Origin of the sequence: Actinokineospora spheciospongiae (genome assembly GCF_003182415.1) — a bacterium.
Taxonomy (GTDB): Bacteria; Actinomycetota; Actinomycetes; order Mycobacteriales; family Pseudonocardiaceae; genus Actinokineospora; species Actinokineospora spheciospongiae.
In genome coordinates, this window is the sequence record NZ_QHCP01000008.1 from 64,922 (window position 1) to 80,939 (window position 16,018).

Sequence of the window (16,018 nt, forward strand, 5' to 3'; positions counted from 1 at the left end):
ATCATGGACTCGGTGACGCGTAGGCGTTTCCTGACCCTGACCGGTGTCGCGGGCGCGGGTGCCCTCGCCGCGGGGGCCACCCAGGTCGATTGGGGCACGCTGATGACGGCGGCCTCCGACACCCCGCTGGACCCGGGCGCGGGCGTGCTCGTCGTGGTCACCCTCTACGGCGGCAACGACGGCCTGAACACGGTCGTCCCGGCGGGGGACGCGGTGTACCAGGACCTGCGGTCGGACCTGGCGTACCGGCCGGAGGAGGTGCTGGACCTGGGGGAGGGGTTGGGCCTCAACCCCGGGATGACGGGCTTCAAGGGCCTGTGGGACCAGCGGCGGCTGGCGGTCGTGCGCGGTGTCGGCTACCCGGAACCGGACCGCAGCCACTTCCGGTCGATGGCCATCTGGCAGACCGCCACCCCGAAGTCCGCGTCCACCACGGGCTGGCTGGGCCGCTGGCTGGACACACTGGACGGTGACCCCCTGCACGCGCTGTCGGTGGAACCCGTTGCCCCGCCCCTGTTCGCGGGCGAGAAGGGCGGTGCGGCCAGTTTTCCGGTCAACGGCCTGACCCTGCCCGGGGGCAACCCGGGCAAGGCCTTCGAAGCGCTCGGCCGGGCCCAGGAAGGCGAGGACCCCTGGCGGGCGAGGGCGGCGAAGGCCATCGCCGACCTGCACCGCGGCGTGGACACCTTCGCCGAGCCCGCCGCGGGCGAGGACCGGTCCGCCCCGGAGGACGAGCAGTCGACCAAGGGCGCCTCCGCGGGCGGCGGTTCGGCCCTGGGCAGGCAGCTCGCCATGGTCGCCAACCTCATCGAGGCGGGTGTCCCGACCCGGGCCTACTCGGTCTCCCTGGGCGGCTTCGACACCCACGCCGACGAGCGGGGGACCCAGCAGCGCCTGCTGACCGAACTCGACGGTGCCCTCACCCCGTTCGTCGACCGGATGCGCGGGACCGACCGGGGGCGCAACGTGGTGGTCCTGGTGTACTCCGAGTTCGGCAGGCGGGTCCGCGCCAACGCGGGCCAGGGGACCGACCACGGCACCGCGGGCCCGGTCTTCCTGCTGGGCGAACCCGTCGCGGGCGGCTTCCACGGCGAACAGCCCGGCCTGGCGGACCTGGACGGGGACGACCTCAAGGCCACCACGGACTTCCGGGACGTGTACGCGACCCTCCTGGGCAGGGTTCTCGCCGCCGACCCCGCGCGCGTCCTCGACGGCCACCGGGGGAACGTCGACCACCTGATCCGCGCCTGACCGGGCAGCGGCGAGTCGGCGGAGGGCGGTGGGGCTTGGGCGGGTTGCGGACCGCGTCGTTGCGGTGGCGGGTGACGGTCACGGCCTGCGCGGTGGTCGGCGTCGTGCTGATCGCGCTCGGGGTCGTGGTGCGGACGGTGTTCGCGGGGCAGGTGGAGCGCGGGCTGGACGGGCTGGTGGCGAACCGGGCGCAGCTCGGGCGCCAGTTGGCGCGGGAGGGCGTCGGCCCCGCCGCGCTGGTCCGCCGGGTGGACGCCCACGGGGTGCGGGTGGGGTTGACGCTGGCCTCGGGGGAGAGCTTCGGAGAGGTCGGGGGTCCGCCGGAACCCGGTGTCCGCAGGGTGCGGATCTCCCTGGCCGAACCGGGCAGGCTCGACGGTGCGGTGCTGGTGCTCAGCGTGGACACGGCCCTGGTGGACGGTGCGACGTCCGCGTTGGACCGGGTGCTGCTGATCGGCGGGGCGGCGGCGCTGCTCGCGGCGGTGTCGGCGCTGCTGTGGGGGATGCGGGCGGCGCTCGCGCCGCTGGACGCGATGACCCGGCTGGCGCGCGCCACCGCCGCGGGTGGGCGGGGGGCGCGGTTGGCGCCCACCCACCCGGACACCGAACTCGGCCGAACGGCCCGCGCCTTCGACGAGATGCTCGACAGCCTGGAGGGCGCCGAGGACCGCCTCCGCCGGTTCGTCTCCGACGCCGCGCACGAGCTGCGCACCCCCGTCGCCGGGGTGCAGGCCGCGGTGGAGGCGGTCCTCGACCCGGACGTGGACCCGGAGACCCGCGACCGGCTGCACCTGCACCTGATCCGCGAGTCCCGCCGGGCCGCCCGGCTGGTCGACGACCTGCTGCACCTGGCCCGCCTGGACGCGGGCATCGACCTCGACCCGTCCCCGGTGGACCTGCTCGACCTGGCCCACGCGCACGCCGACCGGGTGCGCCTGGTCGCCCCCGAGGTGCGGGTCGTCGTCTCCGGCACGCCCACGACGGTGGTGGCCGACGCCGAACGCCTGACCCAGGTCCTCACCAACCTCACCGACAACGCGCGCAAAGCCATGGGCGGCAAGGGAACCCTGACCCTGGCCGTCACCGCGGCCGACGGGCACGCGCTGGTCGACGTGCGCGACACCGGTCCCGGGATCGCCCCGGAGAACCGGGAACGCGTCTTCGACCGGCTGGTGCGCTTCTCCGGCGGCGCGGGCGCGGGTCTCGGCCTGCCGATCGCCCGCGGCCTGGCCAGGGCCCACGGCGGCGAACTCTTCTGCCTGCCGGCAGAGGGCGGCGCGTTCCGCCTGGTGCTGCCGGGGTAGGCCTACTCGCGCAGGGTGTAGCCGTGGCCCCGGATGGTGTGGATCAGGCGGGGGCCGTGGGCTTCGAGCTTGCGGCGCAGGGCGCTGATGTTGACCTCGACCAGGTTCGCCGCGTAGTCCTCGTAACCCCAGACCGCGCCCAGGATCTGGGTCTTGGTCGCCACCCGGTCCTTGCGGGCGGCGAGGAAGGCCAGTAGCCGCAGCTCCGTCGCGGTCAGCTCGACCGGGGTGCCCGCCCGGGTGACCACCCCGGACTCCACGTCCACCAGCAGGTCCGCCACCTCCACGACCGGGACGGCGCGGCCGGAGCGGCGCAGCACCGCCGCGACCCTGGCGAGGAGTTCGGCCAGCACGAACGGTTTGACCACGTAGTCGTCCGCCCCGGCGCGCAGGCCGCGCAGGCGGTCGTCGACGCCGTCGCGGGCGGTGACGACGATGACGCCCACCGGGACGGTGCGGCGGACCACGTCGAGCAGGGTGAAGCCGTCGCGGCCGGGCAGCAGCACGTCCAGGATCACCAGGTCGGGGCGGAACCCCGCCAGCGCGGACTCCAGCGCCGCGCCGTCGGGCAGGGCCAGCACCCGGTGGCCCGCGGCGACCAGCGCCGACTCCACCGACTCCCGGATCGCCGGGGAGTCCTCGACCACCAGCACCCGCGCCGCGTCCACCGCGGCATTGTCGCACCACCGGAGGGGGCCGGTGGCGCGACGGGCGCGGGTCACGCCCGCGCGGGTGCCGGTGCGGTCGGGGTGTCGGCGGCGGTGCGGGGTCAGTACTTGCCGAACGCCCAGTTGCCCGGCGAGGCCTCGTCGTCGCTGCGGAAGAACTGCTCCACGCCCCGGACGTACTCCGGCTTGCTGACGTACCCGTCGCCGTCGACGTCGAGCGCCTTGAAGCCCTGCTCGCTGTCGGCGCGCGGGATGCCCAGCTTGGCGTCCAGGGTGACCCACTCGCCCAGGCTGATCAGGCCGTCGCGGTCGATGTCGGTGATGTCGCGGATGACCACGCCGAGCTTGATCGCCCCGTCGGTGACCGCGTCGGCGTCGGCGGCGGCGACGAACTCGGCCCGGCTGACCCGCTGGTCGCCGTCGGAGTCCAGGGTCTGCTGCAGCGCCCGCCACAGCGACGACGCCTCCCGCTGCACGATCCTGGCCTCCAGGGAACCGCCCGCCCCGGCCGCGGCGATCGCCTTGGCGGCGAAGTCCTCCAGGTCGCTCTCCTCGACGAAACCACTGCCGTCGCTGTCGAGCAGCTCGAAGAGCCGGGACAGCTTGCGTTCCTGAATCTGTGCGGGCACAGGCCCATCCTTTCCCCACGCACGGACGAATCGGGCATGATCTTCCCCAGGTCCGCGCACGGGTGCACCCGCCAATCGGGTACGGGGCGCTACTCGGACGGGTGGTCCACCCCGTCACGGTCAGCCCACTCCAGCAGGGGCGCCAGGGAGAACGGGTGCTCGTCGATCCCCGCGTGCGGGTCGCCGAGCTCGGCGAACCGGGCGGGCACGGTCGCGATCGTCAGCTCCCCCGGCTCGACCGAGTCCACCTCGGCCCAGGTGATCGGTGTGGACACCGTCGCCTCCGGCACGCCGCGCACCGAGTAGGCGCAGGCGACGGTGTGGTCGCGGGCGTTCTGGTTGAAGTCGACGAACACCGCGCGCGGGTCGCGGTCCTTGCGCCACCACACCGTGGTCGCCTCCCGCGTGCGCCGCTCGACCTCGCGGGCGAACGCCAGCGCCGCCCGCCGCACCTCGCCGAACTCCCATTCCGGCGGGATGCGGACGTAGACGTGCAGCCCGCCGCCGCCGGAAGTCTTGGGGAAGCCCACCGCGCCCAGTTCGTCGAGGACCTCGCGCGCCACGCCCGCGACCCGGCGCACGGTGGCGAAGTCGCACTCGGGCATGGGGTCGAGGTCGATGCGCCACTCGTCCGGGCGCTCGGTGTCGGCCCGCCGCGAGTTCCACGGGTGGAACTCCACTGTCGACATCTGCACGGCCCACACCACGTCCGCGAGCCGGGTGACGCACAGCTCGTCGGCGTGCCGGTCGTACCGGGGGAAGTGCACGCGCACCGTCCGCACCCACGGCGGCGCACCGTGCGGCAGCCGCTTCTGGTGCACCTTCTCCCCGCCCACCCCGGCGGGGAAGCGGTGCAGCATGCACGGCCGGTCCCGCAGCGCCCGCACGATCCCGTCGCCCACGGCGAGGTAGTAGCGGGCCAGGTCGAGCTTGGTCTCACCGCGCGCGGGGAAGTACACCCGGTCCGGGTTCGAGATCCGCACGGTGTGCCCGCCGACCTCGAGTTCGACGGCGGGGCTCCCCTTGGCTGCCATGTCGCCACGGTAATCGGCGGCCGGTGCCCGCGCCGGGAAACACCATCCTGACCGGACCGTCGAGGCCGGTGGTCCCACGTATTCCACCCACGTAGGTATGCGGCTCGGTAGTACTACCGATGTGCCGGTTAGTCCGTTTGCAGCAAGTTGTCCAGGACCTGTTTCCCCACCGGACGGAGCTGAGCATGACCGCAGCGCACGTGGACGAGCGGCACGCCGTCCTCCGGCGGGAGGTGGTCGGGGCCCTCCGGCGCGAGGAGGGGGTCGACGGGCTGCCGCAGGCGCTGCTGGACCCGCTGGTGGAGACCATCCGGACCGCCGTCACCGGGTGCCTGCAGGTCATGGAGCACCCCGACGACTACGACCCCGACGAGTGGGCGGCGCTGTTCCGGGCCCGGCGCGGGGCGCTGCCGGAGGGGCTGCACCGCGAGCGGGCGGCCCGGGCCTACCGGGTCGGCGCGCGGGTCGCGTGGGAGATCGCCGTGGTGCACGCCCGGCGGCTGGGCGTCCCGGCCGACCGGGTGGCGCGCGGCGCGGAGGTCGTCTTCGCCTACCTGGGCGCGATGGCCGACTCGGGGCCGCCGCCGGTGTCGCGCGCCCTGGCCAGGGTGCGGCTGGTGGGGCTGCTGCTGCAGGACCCGCCGCCCGGGCGCCCGCAGCTCGCCGAGGTGGCGGGCGAGGCGGAGTGGCCGCTGCCCGGCACGGTCCGCGTGGTCGCCCTGCGCCACCGCCCGGGGCGCGACCCCCGGCTGTTCGCCGACCTCGGCCCGGACGTCCTGCTCGACCTGGACGGTCCCGAGCCGTGCGTCATCGCCCCCGCGGGCAGGCTGGACCCGGACGCGGTGGCGAACGCCCTGCCCGGCTGGCGGGCCGCGCTCGGCCCGGCCACCCCGGTCGGGACCATCCGCTCCGCCCTGGAGGTCGCCACCCGGGCGCTGGACCTGGTGGAGAAGGGCCGCATCCCCGACGCCCCGGTCGTCGACTGCGACGAGCACCTGCTGAGCCTGGCGCTGTTCACCGACGACTTCCTCATCGACACCCTCGCCGACCGCCAGTTGGCCCCGCTCGAACCGCTGCGCAACTACCAGCGGGTGCGGCTGCTGGCCACCCTCGACCAGTGGTTCGCCACCCGGGGCCGGGTGGTGGACATGGCCGAGCACCTCGGGGTGCACCAGCAGACGATCCGCTACCGGGTGAACCGGCTGACCGAGCTGTTCGGCGACCAGCTCGCCGACCCGCGCAAGCGCTTCGACCTGGAGCTGGCGGTCCGCGCGAAGGTGCGCCACGAGCGCGCGAGCTGATCACCGGTTCCCGGGTGCGGCCATAATCGACGCGTGGTCGAATCCGTGCCCGCCGGGGTCACCAGCCACGTCGGCCGCGCGGGCGAGACCCGCGCGCTGACCGCGCTGCTCGGGTCCGCGGCGCTGGTCACGGTCACCGGGCCCGGCGGTGTCGGCAAGACCAGGCTGGCCTCGACGGTCGCCGCGCGGGCCCGCTTCGCCGACGGCGTGGCCTTCGTCGAGCTGGGGGAGCTGCGCGAGGCCGAACTGCTCGCCCCCACCGTGGCCGAGCGGCTGGGCCTGGGCAGCCAGACCACCCGCCCGCCGGTGGAGGTGCTGACCCACCACCTGCGCACCCGCCGCCTGCTGCTGGTGCTCGACAACTGCGAGCACCTGGTCGACGCGTGCGCGCACCTGGTCGAGGCGCTGCTGCGCGCCTGCCCCCGGCTGGCCGTGCTGGCCACCAGCCGCCAGTCGCTGGGGGTGGCCGGGGAGCGGCTGTTCCCGGTCAGCCCGCTGGCGGTGCCCGAACCGGGGGAGTCCGCGGCCGCCCTGGGCCAGTACGACGCGGTGCGGCTGCTGGTCGACCGGGCCACCGCCGTCGTCCCCGGGTTCGCCGTCACCGCGGACAACGCCGAGGACGTGATCCGGCTCTGCGCGGCGCTCGACGGGTTGCCGCTGGCCATCGAGCTGGCCGCGATCCGGCTGCGGTCGCTGTCGGTGGCCCAGGTCGCCGACCGCCTCGCCGACCGGTTCACCCTGCTCGACCGGGTCCGCCCGTGGGGGCCGGGGCGGCACTCCGGCGTCCGCGCGCTCATCGACTGGAGCCACGAGCTGTGCGACGACGGCGAGCGGCTGCTGTGGGCGCGGGCCTCGGTGTTCTCCGGCCCGTTCGACCTCGACGCCGCCGAGGAGGTCTGCGCCGACGCCGATGTCCCCGCCGGGGGCGGTGGCCTGCCCCGGGCCGCGGTCCTCGACGCGCTGGCCGGGCTGGTCGACAAGTCGGTGCTGCTGCGCACCGAGCGCCGCGGCCGGGTGCGGCACCGGATGCCGGAGATGGTCCGCAGGCACGGCGAGCAGCGGCTGCGCGAGCTGGGCGGCGAGGCCGCGACCCGCCGCCGCCACCGCGACCGGCTGGCCGCGCTCACCGAGGGCTTCGCCGCGCACTGGTTCGGCCCGGACCAGGTCGACTGGATTCGCCGGGTGCGCCACCAGCACGCCGACCTGCGCCGGGCGCTGGACTTCTGCGCCCACGACCCGGCCGAGGCGGTGGTGGGCCTGCGGATGGTCACCGCGGCCAAGGAGTACTGGATGGCGCACGGCCTGACCACCGAGGGCCGGATGTGGCTGGGCAGGCTGCTCGACGCCGCCCCGCCGGACGCCCCCGGCCGCGCGCACGCGCTGTGGCTGGCCGCGTTCCTCGCCCTGGTCCAGGGCGACCGCGCGGGCTACGCGACCGCCCTGGACCAGATCCCCGACACCGCCGACGGGCACGCCCGCGCCTACACCAGCCACGTGCGCGGGTACGCGGCCCTGATGGACGGCGACGGCGCCGCCGCGGCCGGGCTGTTCGGCGCCGCCGCCGACACCCTGGGCGCGCTCGGCGACCGCGGCGGGCAGGTGTGGGCGACCTACAACCTGGGCCTGGCGCTGTGCCACGCCGGGAACCTGCCGCGCGGCCGGGAGGTGCTGGCCGCGGCGGTCGCCACCTGCACCGAGGTCGGCGAGGTGTGCTGGCTGGCCTGGGCGCTGTGGTCGCGCAGCGCCGCGGAGTACCTGTTCGGCGACCGGGCCGAGGCCGAGGCCGCCGGGCTGGAGGTGATGCGGTTGCAGCGGCGCGTCGACGCCCGCACGGTGGTCACCTTCACCCTGGCCACGCTGGCGGGCTGCGCCGCGCACCGGGGGGCGCCGCGGCGGTCCGCGCGGCTGCTCGGCGCCGCCGCCGCGGCCGCCCGCACGCTGGGCGCCTCGCTGGCCAACTACGCCGCGTTCGGGTCACCGGTCAGCCGCGACAGCTCCCTCGTCGTCGACGCGATCGGCGCCGCCGCCGCGGCCGAGGAGTTCCGCGCGGGCCTGGCCATGGACACCGACGCCGCGGTGGCCTACGCGCTGGGCGAGGAGCGGGCGCCCGCCGACCCCGGGCTCACCGCCCGCGAGGCGGAGGTGGCCGCGCTGGTGGCCGAGGGGCTGACCGACCGGGAGATCGCCGAGCGGCTGGGCATCGCCCCGCGCACCGCCGAGACGCACGTGGCGCACGTCCGGGCCAAGCTCGGGGTGCGCGGCCGGGCGCAGATCGCGGCCTGGGTCGCCGGACGGGTGAAATAGCTTTCATTTTTGCCGACCTGTTGTTTTTCGCAACAGCCCTTCACGTACGTTGTTTCAAGGCCCGAAGTCCCGATATCGACCGGTCCGGGCAAGTCGTTGGACCGGTCGAGATCGGTTCACGGCGGCATGTGGTGAGATGACAAATTCGGAAAAGCCCAGGTCTCGGTGTTGTGTGGGTCGCTTTTTCGGAGCTAATCTGAGCCCCGATGGCTTTTGCGGCGGAATTGGCCGCACGCCACCGACACCCTTTCGTTGATTTCCCCGGACGGGGTTCTCCCTGTCCACGTATCACTGTTGATACCTGAGGAAGGAAGACCGTGAGTCCTCGCAAGGTCTCGAAGAAGCTGGTCGCGGGCATCACCGTGACCTCGGCCGCCGGGCTCGTCGCGGCAGGCCTGCTGGTCGGTGGCGGCAGCAGCTCCGCGGAGCCGGTCTCGCTGACGCTGAACTACACCTGCCCGTTCCCGCTGATCGGCAACCAGAACATCAAGGCGGTCATCAAGACCGACCTGCCGACCAAGATCGGCATCGGCGAGCCGAGCGGCGAAATCAAGATCACCGCCGTCACCACGGTCCCCGAGACCGCCACCCAGGGCCTGACCCTGGTCGGCGCGACCACCGTCGAGGGCTCCGCGCAGGCGGCCTCGACCGTCGCCGCCCCCGGCATCACCCTGCCGGTGAACGTGCCGATCACGGTGCCGAAGACGAACGTGCCCGCCTCGGGCGCGTTCGACGTGACCGCCACCGGGTCCGCCCCGTCGCTGTCGTTCCAGCAGGCGGGCGAGGCCAAGATCACCGTCGGTGACCTGAAGCTGACCCTCACCCCGAAGAAGGCCGACGGCACCGAGACCGGCCTGGGCACCTTCGACTCGGCCTGCACCCAGGTGCCGGGCCAGAACAACCTGCTGCACACCTTCACCATCGGTGGCGGCGGTGGCACCACGCCTCCGACCACCCCGCCGACGACGCCGCCGACGACGCCCCCCACGACGCCGCCGACGACCCCGCCCACCACGCCGCCGACGACCCCGCCCACCACGCCGCCGACGACCCCGCCGACGACGCCCCCCACCACCCCGCCGACCACGCCCCCGGGCAACGGCGTGAAGGTGAACTACGACATCACCGGCACCTCCTCGCTCAAGTCGCTGCTGAACGGCACCGTCCCGCTCAGCGGCGAGTTCAACGCGGTGGCCGACCTGGCCGCGGGCAAGTACACCGGTGACCTCAAGCTGAACCCGACCAGCGGTCAGTTCAAGATCATCGGCTTCCTGCCCGCCGAGTCCAGCATCGCCTTCAAGCCGGTCGGCCAGGCGAGCGGCACCGTCGCCACCGGTGCCATCACCTTCAACGGCAAGCTCGACGTCGTGCTGACGAAGATCTCGCTGTTCGGCATCCCGATCTACCAGGGTGACACCTGCAAGTCCCCCAACTCCACGGACATCGCGCTGAAGTCGGTCGGGAACTTCGACGTCCTCAAGGGCGGCAAGATCCAGGGCACCTACAACCTGGCGCCGACCGAGAACTGCGGCCCGCTCGGTGCTTTCATCGCTCCGTTCGTGGCCAGCACGGGCAACACCATCGACATCGACCTGGCGATCAAGAAGTAGTCAGCTCCTGTCACGGCCTGCCCCCTCCCCACCCGGGAGGGGGCAGGCTTTTTTTCCGCCAGGTGGACGGGTGGTTGGTGACCGACCGGAGCAACCGATACGGTCACCCGGCCGTGCCCGACCGGGCCCGGCGGACGGGAGCGGTGTCGCGGGCGATGGGTGTGCGCAGTGGACGGTGACCCGCTCCCGCCGGACCCGGCGGGCTTCCCCGACCCCGCCGAGCGGTGGGGGCTGAGCAGCCACGTCGGCCGCACCGCGGAGATCGCCGAGGGCGCCCGGCTGCTGGGCGCGCGCAGGCTGGTCACGCTGACCGGGCCGGGCGGGGTGGGCAAGTCCCGGCTCGCCGACCGGGTCGCCGCGCACGCCGCCGACCGGTTCCCCGACGGCCGCGCGGTCGTCGAGCTGGCCGGGCTGCGCGAACCGGCGATGGTGGCCGAGGTCGTCGCCCACCAGCTCATCCAGCACGACCGCTCGCCGCGGCCCGCGCTGGAGGTCGTGGTGGACCACTTGCGCGACAGGGCCCTGCTGCTGGTCCTGGACAACTGCGAGCACCTGGTCGGCGCGTGCGCGGACCTGGTGCGGGCGCTGGCGCGGGGCTGCCCCCGGGTGGCGGTGCTGGCCACCAGCCGCCAGTCGCTGGGCGTCGACGGCGAACGGGTGCTGCCGGTGCCGCCGCTGGCCGTGCCGGGGGAGGGGCCGCTGCCGGTCGCCGCGCTGGTCGAGGTGGACGCGGTGCGGCTGTTCGTCGACCGGGCGCAGGCGGTGGTCCCGGCGTTCGCGGTCACCGGGGACAACGCCGCCGACGTCGCCGAGGTCTGCCGCAGGCTGGAGGGCCTGCCGCTGGCCATCGAACTGGCCGCGGTGCGCATCCGGGCGCTGTCGGCGGGCCAGCTCGCCGAGCGCCTGACCCGCAGCCTGCCCACGCTGACCGCCGGGTCGCGCACCGCCCCGCAGCGCCAGCACACCCTGCGCGCCACCCTCGACTGGAGCTCCGGCCTGTGCTCCCCGTCCGAGCGCCGCGTGTGGGCCCGCGCCTCGGTCTTCTCCGGCACCTTCGACCTCGACGCCGCCGAGCACGTGTGCGCGGGCCCCGACGGCGGCGGCGGCCCCGACGACGTCCTCGCCGCCATCGACGGTCTGCTGGACAAGTCCGTCCTCACCCGCGAGGAGCACGACGGCGTCGCCCGCTACCGGATGTCCGGCGCGGTCCGCGAGTACGGCGCCGAGCGGCTGGAGTCGGCCGGGGAGCGCGCCGCGGTGGCCCGGCTGCACCGGGACTGGTTCGCCGTGGTGGCCGACCGGTTCGCCGCCGCCTGGCTGGGCCCCGACCAGCTCACCTGGGTGCGCAGGCTGTGGCGCGACCAGCCCAACTTCCGCGTCGCCACCGAGTACTGCGTCAGCACCCCCGGCGAGGCGGTCGTCGCCGTCCGGATGGGCCTGGCGATGATGCACCACTGGACGCTGCACGGGCTGCTCAGCGAGGCCCGGATGTGGATGGACCGCGCACTGCCCGGCATCCCCGACGACGCCCCCGAGCGCGGCACCGCACTGTGGCTGGCGGGCCTGTCCGCCCTGGGCCAGACCGACGTCCCGGCCGCCGCCGCCCACCTCACCGCCGCGGGCGCGGTCGCCAAGCAGCACGGCGACCGCGCCCTGCGCGCCCGCGTCGCCAGCACCTGGGGCATCGCCTCGGTCTACGGCGGCGAACTGGCGGCGGCGCGAACCTTGCTGGACAAGGCGCTCACGGTCTTCCGCACCCGCGACGACCTGGTGCCGGACCGCCTGTTCGCCCTGGTCTTCGCCGCCCAGGCCCTCGGCCTCTCCGGCGACACCGAGGGAGCCAAGGCCCTGTTGACCGAGGGCACGGCCCTCAGCCGCGCCTGCGGCGAGCACTACTTCCGCGGCTGGCTGCTCTACGCCAGAGCCCGGGTCAGCCTGGCCGAGGGCGACTGGGCCGAGGCGGAGTCCACCGGCCGCCAGGCCCTGCGGGCCCAGTGGGACCTCGGCAACCGCTTCACCGCCGCCTTCACCACCGAACTCCTCGCCACCGCGGCGGCCAAAGCGGGCTCGGCGGAACAGGCGGCGTTCCTGTTCGGCGTCGCGGGCGGCATCTGGGCCCTGATGGGCTCCAGCCCCGACGCCTACCCCGCCATCGGCACCACCCACACCACCGAGGTCGAAGCGGTCCGCGCCGAACTGGGCCGCACCCGCTACGACCAGGCCTACGCCCGAGGCCTGCGCACCTCCCCCACAGCGGCCCTGCGGCCCACCCCGGCCGCGACACCGCGCGGCACCCTGACGAAGCGCGAACTGGAGATAGCCGCCCTGGTCGCCGAGGGCCTGACCAACCGCGACATCGCCGAACGCCTGGTCATCGCCCGCCGCACAGCGGAAAGCCACGTCGACCACATCCTGCGCAAGCTCAACCTGACCAACCGCTCCCAGATCGCCGCCTGGATCAGCACCCGCCCCTGACCCTGCCCCCAAGGCCGCCCGACAACTCCTGCGCAGGTGGAGAGGGTGTCGCCCAGCCACCCGATGACGTCGCCGAGTTCGCCCTTGACCTTCGGATGACGCCCACCGGTCGCCCGGGCAACCGGGGTGTTGTCTCGACTTGATAACGCCCCGGTCACGGCGTTGATATACTTGCGCCGTTCGGGGGTATCCGCGTGGTGCCCCGGTGGCTACCGTTCCCGGCATCCGAACGGTCGCTGCCCACCCGAGTGGTTGCGGCGCAAGGGAAGTCGGGGTCTTGTGGACGGTTCGCCGGACGATGAGCCAGGTGGTCAGGGCGCGGGCAGCAGGCGCAAGCTCCTCGCCGCGCTGATCGGCGGCGGCCTCGGTGCGGCGGCCTGCGTCCCGGTCATCGGCAGCGGCCTGTTCGCCCCCGACGACGAGGAACCCCAGCCGCCCCGGTCGCGCGCCGACGGCACCCCGCGCAAGGCGGCCACCACACCCGCCGACGGCGGCACCTACCTCGACCGCGACGACAGCTACACCGCGGGCGCGGGCGGGCAGGCGGGCTCGGCCACCCCGGACCCGGCGGAGCTGTTCTCCGGCCCGGCCGCCGCCGCGGCCGCCACGGAGGTCACCGTGCCCACCATCCTCGACACCTCCGCCCCCGAACTGCACCTGTTGCGCCGCTTCACCTTCGGGCCGCACCCGCGGACCGTGGCCGAGGTCCGCCAGGTCGGCATCGACCGCTGGCTGGCCGCGCAGTTGGCCCCGGACACCGTGCCCGACGCCGAGGGCGACGCCGCGTGGCGGGTGTTCCCGCTCGCAGCGATGTCACCGGCCCAGGTGCGCGGCGCGGTGCGCGAGTACGGCTGGGACGCCATGCTCGCGCACGCCCAGGCCACCCTCGCCAGGCAGTTGTGGTCGCGGCGGCAGGTCCACGAGGTCGTGGTCGACTTCTGGGCGAACCACCTCAACGTCACCCTGCCCAGCGACGGCGCCTGGGACGTCGGCCCGTCGTACCACAACACGGTGATCCGGGCGCACGCGCTGGGTTCCTTCCGCGCCATGCTCACCGCGGCCATGCGCCACCCCGCGATGCTGCGCTACCTGTCGAACGACGAGTCGCGCCGGGAGTCGGTCAACGAGAACCTGGGCCGCGAGCTGCTCGAACTGCACACCGTGGGCGTCGGCGCGGGCTACACCGAGGACGACGTGCGCAACAGCGCCTTCCTGCTCACCGGCCGCACGACCACCAAGGAGGGCGAGTTCAAGTACGACCCGAAGTGGCACTGGACCGGCCCGGTCACCGTCCTGGGCTTCGGCGACGCCAACGCCTCCGGCCCCGGCGGCCTCGCCCTGGGCGACCGCTACCTCGCCTACCTGGCCACCCACTCGGCGACGGCGCGGCAGATCGCCCGCAAGCTCGCCGTCCGGTTCGTCGCCGACGACCCGCCGAAGGCGCTCGTCGACCGGCTCGCCGCCGTGTACCTGGAGTCCGACACCGAGATCGTGCCGGTGCTCAAGGCGCTGCTGTCGTCGCGGGAGTTCTGGGCGTCGGTCGGGCAGAAGACGCGGCGCCCGCTGGAGAACGTCGTCGCCGCGGCCCGCGCGCTGGACGTGCGGCCGGGGTCGGACACCGCCAAGTCCGTCGCCGACCTGTACTGGAGCCTCGACGAGGTCGGCCAGCGCCCGCTGGGCTGGGCGCCGCCCAACGGCTACCCGGACGTGGCGGGCGCGTGGGCATCGGCCGGGTCGATGCTGCAGGTGTGGAACCGCCACCGCGGCCTCGTGCAGGGCTGGTGGAAGGGCCTGACCTACACCAAACCGGAAGACCTCGTCCCCACCAAGGGTTCGGCCGCGTCCTATGTGGACGCACTGTGCGAACGCCTGCTGTTGCAGCGGATGAGACCGGCGCACCGCCAGGCCCTCGTCGCGTTCTTCGACGGCGCCACCGCCGCGCAGGCCGCCCCGCACCTGGTCCCCGTCGTGCTCGACTCCCCCTACTTCGCCCTGCGCTGAGGTCGCCGTGACTGATCACCTGCACCCCGACTGCCCGGACACCGCCCGCCTCGGCCCCAACCGGGCGGAATCCCTGCTGCGCGCCCGAGCGGCCCGCGTCGAGCACGACAACGGCACCCGGGACCGCCTGTGGAGCGGTGGCTTCACCCGCAGGCGGGTGCTGGCGGGCGCGGGCATGGCGGGGGTCGCGGCGCTGGGCGCCCAACTGGTCACCACCCGGGTGTCCTTCGGCGCCCCCGGCCCCGGCACCCTGGTCGTGGTGTTCCTCCGCGGCGGCATGGACGGCCTGTCGGTCCTGGTCCCCGCCGACGACCCGGTCCTGCGCGCCGCCCGCCCGAGGACGGCGGTGTCCGGCTCGCTGCCCCTGGCCCGCGGCTTCGGCCTGCACCCGGCCCTGGAACCGCTCAAGAAGCACTGGGACGCGGGCAGGTTCACCGCCGTCCCCGCCCTGTCGACACCGGACGTCTCCCGCAGCCACTTCCAGGCCCAGGACGTGCTGGAGCGCGGCGGCGCCGCCAGCTCCGGGTGGCTCGACCGGGTCCTGGCGGAGATGGGACCGGGCACCACCTTCCGCGCGGTCGGCGAGGCCAGCACCCTGCCCAGGTCCCTGGTCGGCACCTCGGGCGCGGTGGCCCTGCGCGGGATCGACGGGTTCCGGCTCGCAGGCTGGGAGGGCGCCCACGAGCGCACCACCGCCGCCCTCACCACTCTCTACACCGGCCTGGACCACCCCCTGGCCGCCCAGGCGGCGACCACCCTGGGGGCGCTGCGGACGGCGGGCACCATCGCCACCACGGCCTACCAGTCCGCCGCCCAGTACCCCGACGGCGCCTTCGGCAAGTCCCTCGCCGACGTGGCCCGCCTGATCAAGTCCGGCGCGGGCCTGCGCGTGGCCTGCGTCGACCTCGGCGGCTGGGACATGCACACCGACCTGGCCACCGACATGACCCGCAACCTCACCGAGCTGGGCAAGGCCCTCGACGCCTTCGCCACCGACCTCGGCCCGGCCCTGGACACCACCACCCTGCTCACCATGACCGAGTTCGGCCGCCGCATCGCCGAGAACGGCAGCGCCGGAACCGACCACGGCCACGGCTCGGTGGCCCTGCTGCTCGGCGGCGGCCTGCGCCCCCGCACGATCGCAGGAGCCTGGGACGGCCTGGCCGAGAACGTGCAGGACCACGGCGACGTCCCCGGCAGCAACGACCACCGCGACCTCCTCGGCGAACTCGTCACCCGCCGCCTGGGCCTCACCGAGGCCAACCTCGCCAAGGTCTTCCCCGGCCACGACTACCGCCGCCTGGGCGCCCTGACCTGACCCGGTGGACGCCTCCCGCCCGGGCTCCGCCCCGAGCCTCGTGGACGCCTCCCGCCCGTGGCCCGCCCCCTGTGGACAACCTCCGCCCGCGCCCGGTTCCTGTCACCACCCCCTGGTTGGATC

At 74.5% G+C, this 16,018-nt stretch carries 11 protein-coding genes; 8 read left to right on the forward strand and 3 right to left on the reverse strand.

Annotation, left to right across the window (positions count from 1 at the left end):
• Nucleotides 1–3 precede the first annotated feature (3 nt).
• The gene (locus DFQ13_RS21235; protein WP_110081072.1) at nucleotides 4–1,251 is read left to right on the forward strand and encodes a DUF1501 domain-containing protein; all 1,248 of its coding nucleotides are present in this window, start codon (nucleotides 4–6) and stop codon (nucleotides 1,249–1,251) included.
• A gap of 35 nt (nucleotides 1,252–1,286) precedes the next feature.
• Complete coding sequence (locus tag DFQ13_RS21240; protein ID WP_110081073.1) at nucleotides 1,287–2,555, forward strand: sensor histidine kinase; 1,269 nt, start codon at nucleotides 1,287–1,289, stop codon at nucleotides 2,553–2,555.
• A 2-nt stretch (nucleotides 2,556–2,557) separates the two neighbouring features.
• On the opposite strand, the gene DFQ13_RS21245 is transcribed toward DFQ13_RS21240, so the two are convergent.
• The 3 genes from DFQ13_RS21245 to ligD form a co-directional block, all read right to left on the reverse strand.
• Nucleotides 2,558–3,223 (reverse strand): response regulator transcription factor, encoded by a 666-nt coding sequence (locus DFQ13_RS21245; RefSeq protein WP_110081074.1) that lies wholly within the window; start codon nucleotides 3,221–3,223, stop codon nucleotides 2,558–2,560.
• 101 nt (nucleotides 3,224–3,324) lie between these two features.
• Complete coding sequence (locus tag DFQ13_RS21250; RefSeq protein WP_035281793.1) at nucleotides 3,325–3,852, reverse strand: EF-hand domain-containing protein; 528 nt, start codon at nucleotides 3,850–3,852, stop codon at nucleotides 3,325–3,327.
• 89 nt (nucleotides 3,853–3,941) lie between these two features.
• Nucleotides 3,942–4,886 carry a non-homologous end-joining DNA ligase gene (ligD, locus tag DFQ13_RS21255; protein ID WP_035281791.1) on the reverse strand — a complete coding sequence of 315 codons (945 nt, stop codon included), beginning with the start codon at nucleotides 4,884–4,886 and terminating at the stop codon, nucleotides 3,942–3,944.
• 185 nt (nucleotides 4,887–5,071) lie between these two features.
• On the opposite strand from ligD, the gene DFQ13_RS21260 reads away from it, so the two are divergent.
• The 6 genes from DFQ13_RS21260 (at nucleotide 5,072) to DFQ13_RS21290 (ending at nucleotide 15,895) form a co-directional block, all read left to right on the forward strand.
• Nucleotides 5,072–6,187 (forward strand): PucR family transcriptional regulator, encoded by a 1,116-nt coding sequence (locus DFQ13_RS21260; protein ID WP_110081075.1) that lies wholly within the window; start codon nucleotides 5,072–5,074, stop codon nucleotides 6,185–6,187.
• Between the two features lie 33 nt (nucleotides 6,188–6,220).
• Nucleotides 6,221–8,491, forward strand: coding sequence for an ATP-binding protein (locus DFQ13_RS21265; protein WP_110081076.1), 2,271 nt, complete (start codon nucleotides 6,221–6,223; stop codon nucleotides 8,489–8,491).
• Between the two features lie 317 nt (nucleotides 8,492–8,808).
• Nucleotides 8,809–10,101 (forward strand): DUF6801 domain-containing protein, encoded by a 1,293-nt coding sequence (locus tag DFQ13_RS34015; protein ID WP_181400091.1) that lies wholly within the window; start codon nucleotides 8,809–8,811, stop codon nucleotides 10,099–10,101.
• A gap of 168 nt (nucleotides 10,102–10,269) precedes the next feature.
• Nucleotides 10,270–12,576, forward strand: coding sequence for an ATP-binding protein (locus tag DFQ13_RS35655; RefSeq protein WP_110081079.1), 2,307 nt, complete (start codon nucleotides 10,270–10,272; stop codon nucleotides 12,574–12,576).
• 279 nt (nucleotides 12,577–12,855) lie between these two features.
• Entirely contained in the window at nucleotides 12,856–14,577 is a 1,722-nt protein-coding gene (locus tag DFQ13_RS21285; protein ID WP_181400092.1) for a DUF1800 domain-containing protein, read from the forward strand.
• A gap of 7 nt (nucleotides 14,578–14,584) precedes the next feature.
• Nucleotides 14,585–15,895, forward strand: coding sequence for a DUF1501 domain-containing protein (locus DFQ13_RS21290; protein WP_110081081.1), 1,311 nt, complete (start codon nucleotides 14,585–14,587; stop codon nucleotides 15,893–15,895).
• Nucleotides 15,896–16,018 lie beyond the last annotated feature (123 nt).

What these genes read in the sequence shown, in the direction of transcription:
- DFQ13_RS21235 (WP_110081072.1), top strand. Translation starts at nt 4, where the DNA reads ATGGACTCGGTGACGCGTAGGCGTTTCCTGACCCTGACCGGTGTCGCG.
- ligD (WP_035281791.1), bottom strand. Translation starts at nt 4,886, where the DNA reads ATGGCAGCCAAGGGGAGCCCCGCCGTCGAACTCGAGGTCGGCGGGCAC.
- DFQ13_RS21260 (WP_110081075.1), top strand. Translation starts at nt 5,072, where the DNA reads ATGACCGCAGCGCACGTGGACGAGCGGCACGCCGTCCTCCGGCGGGAG.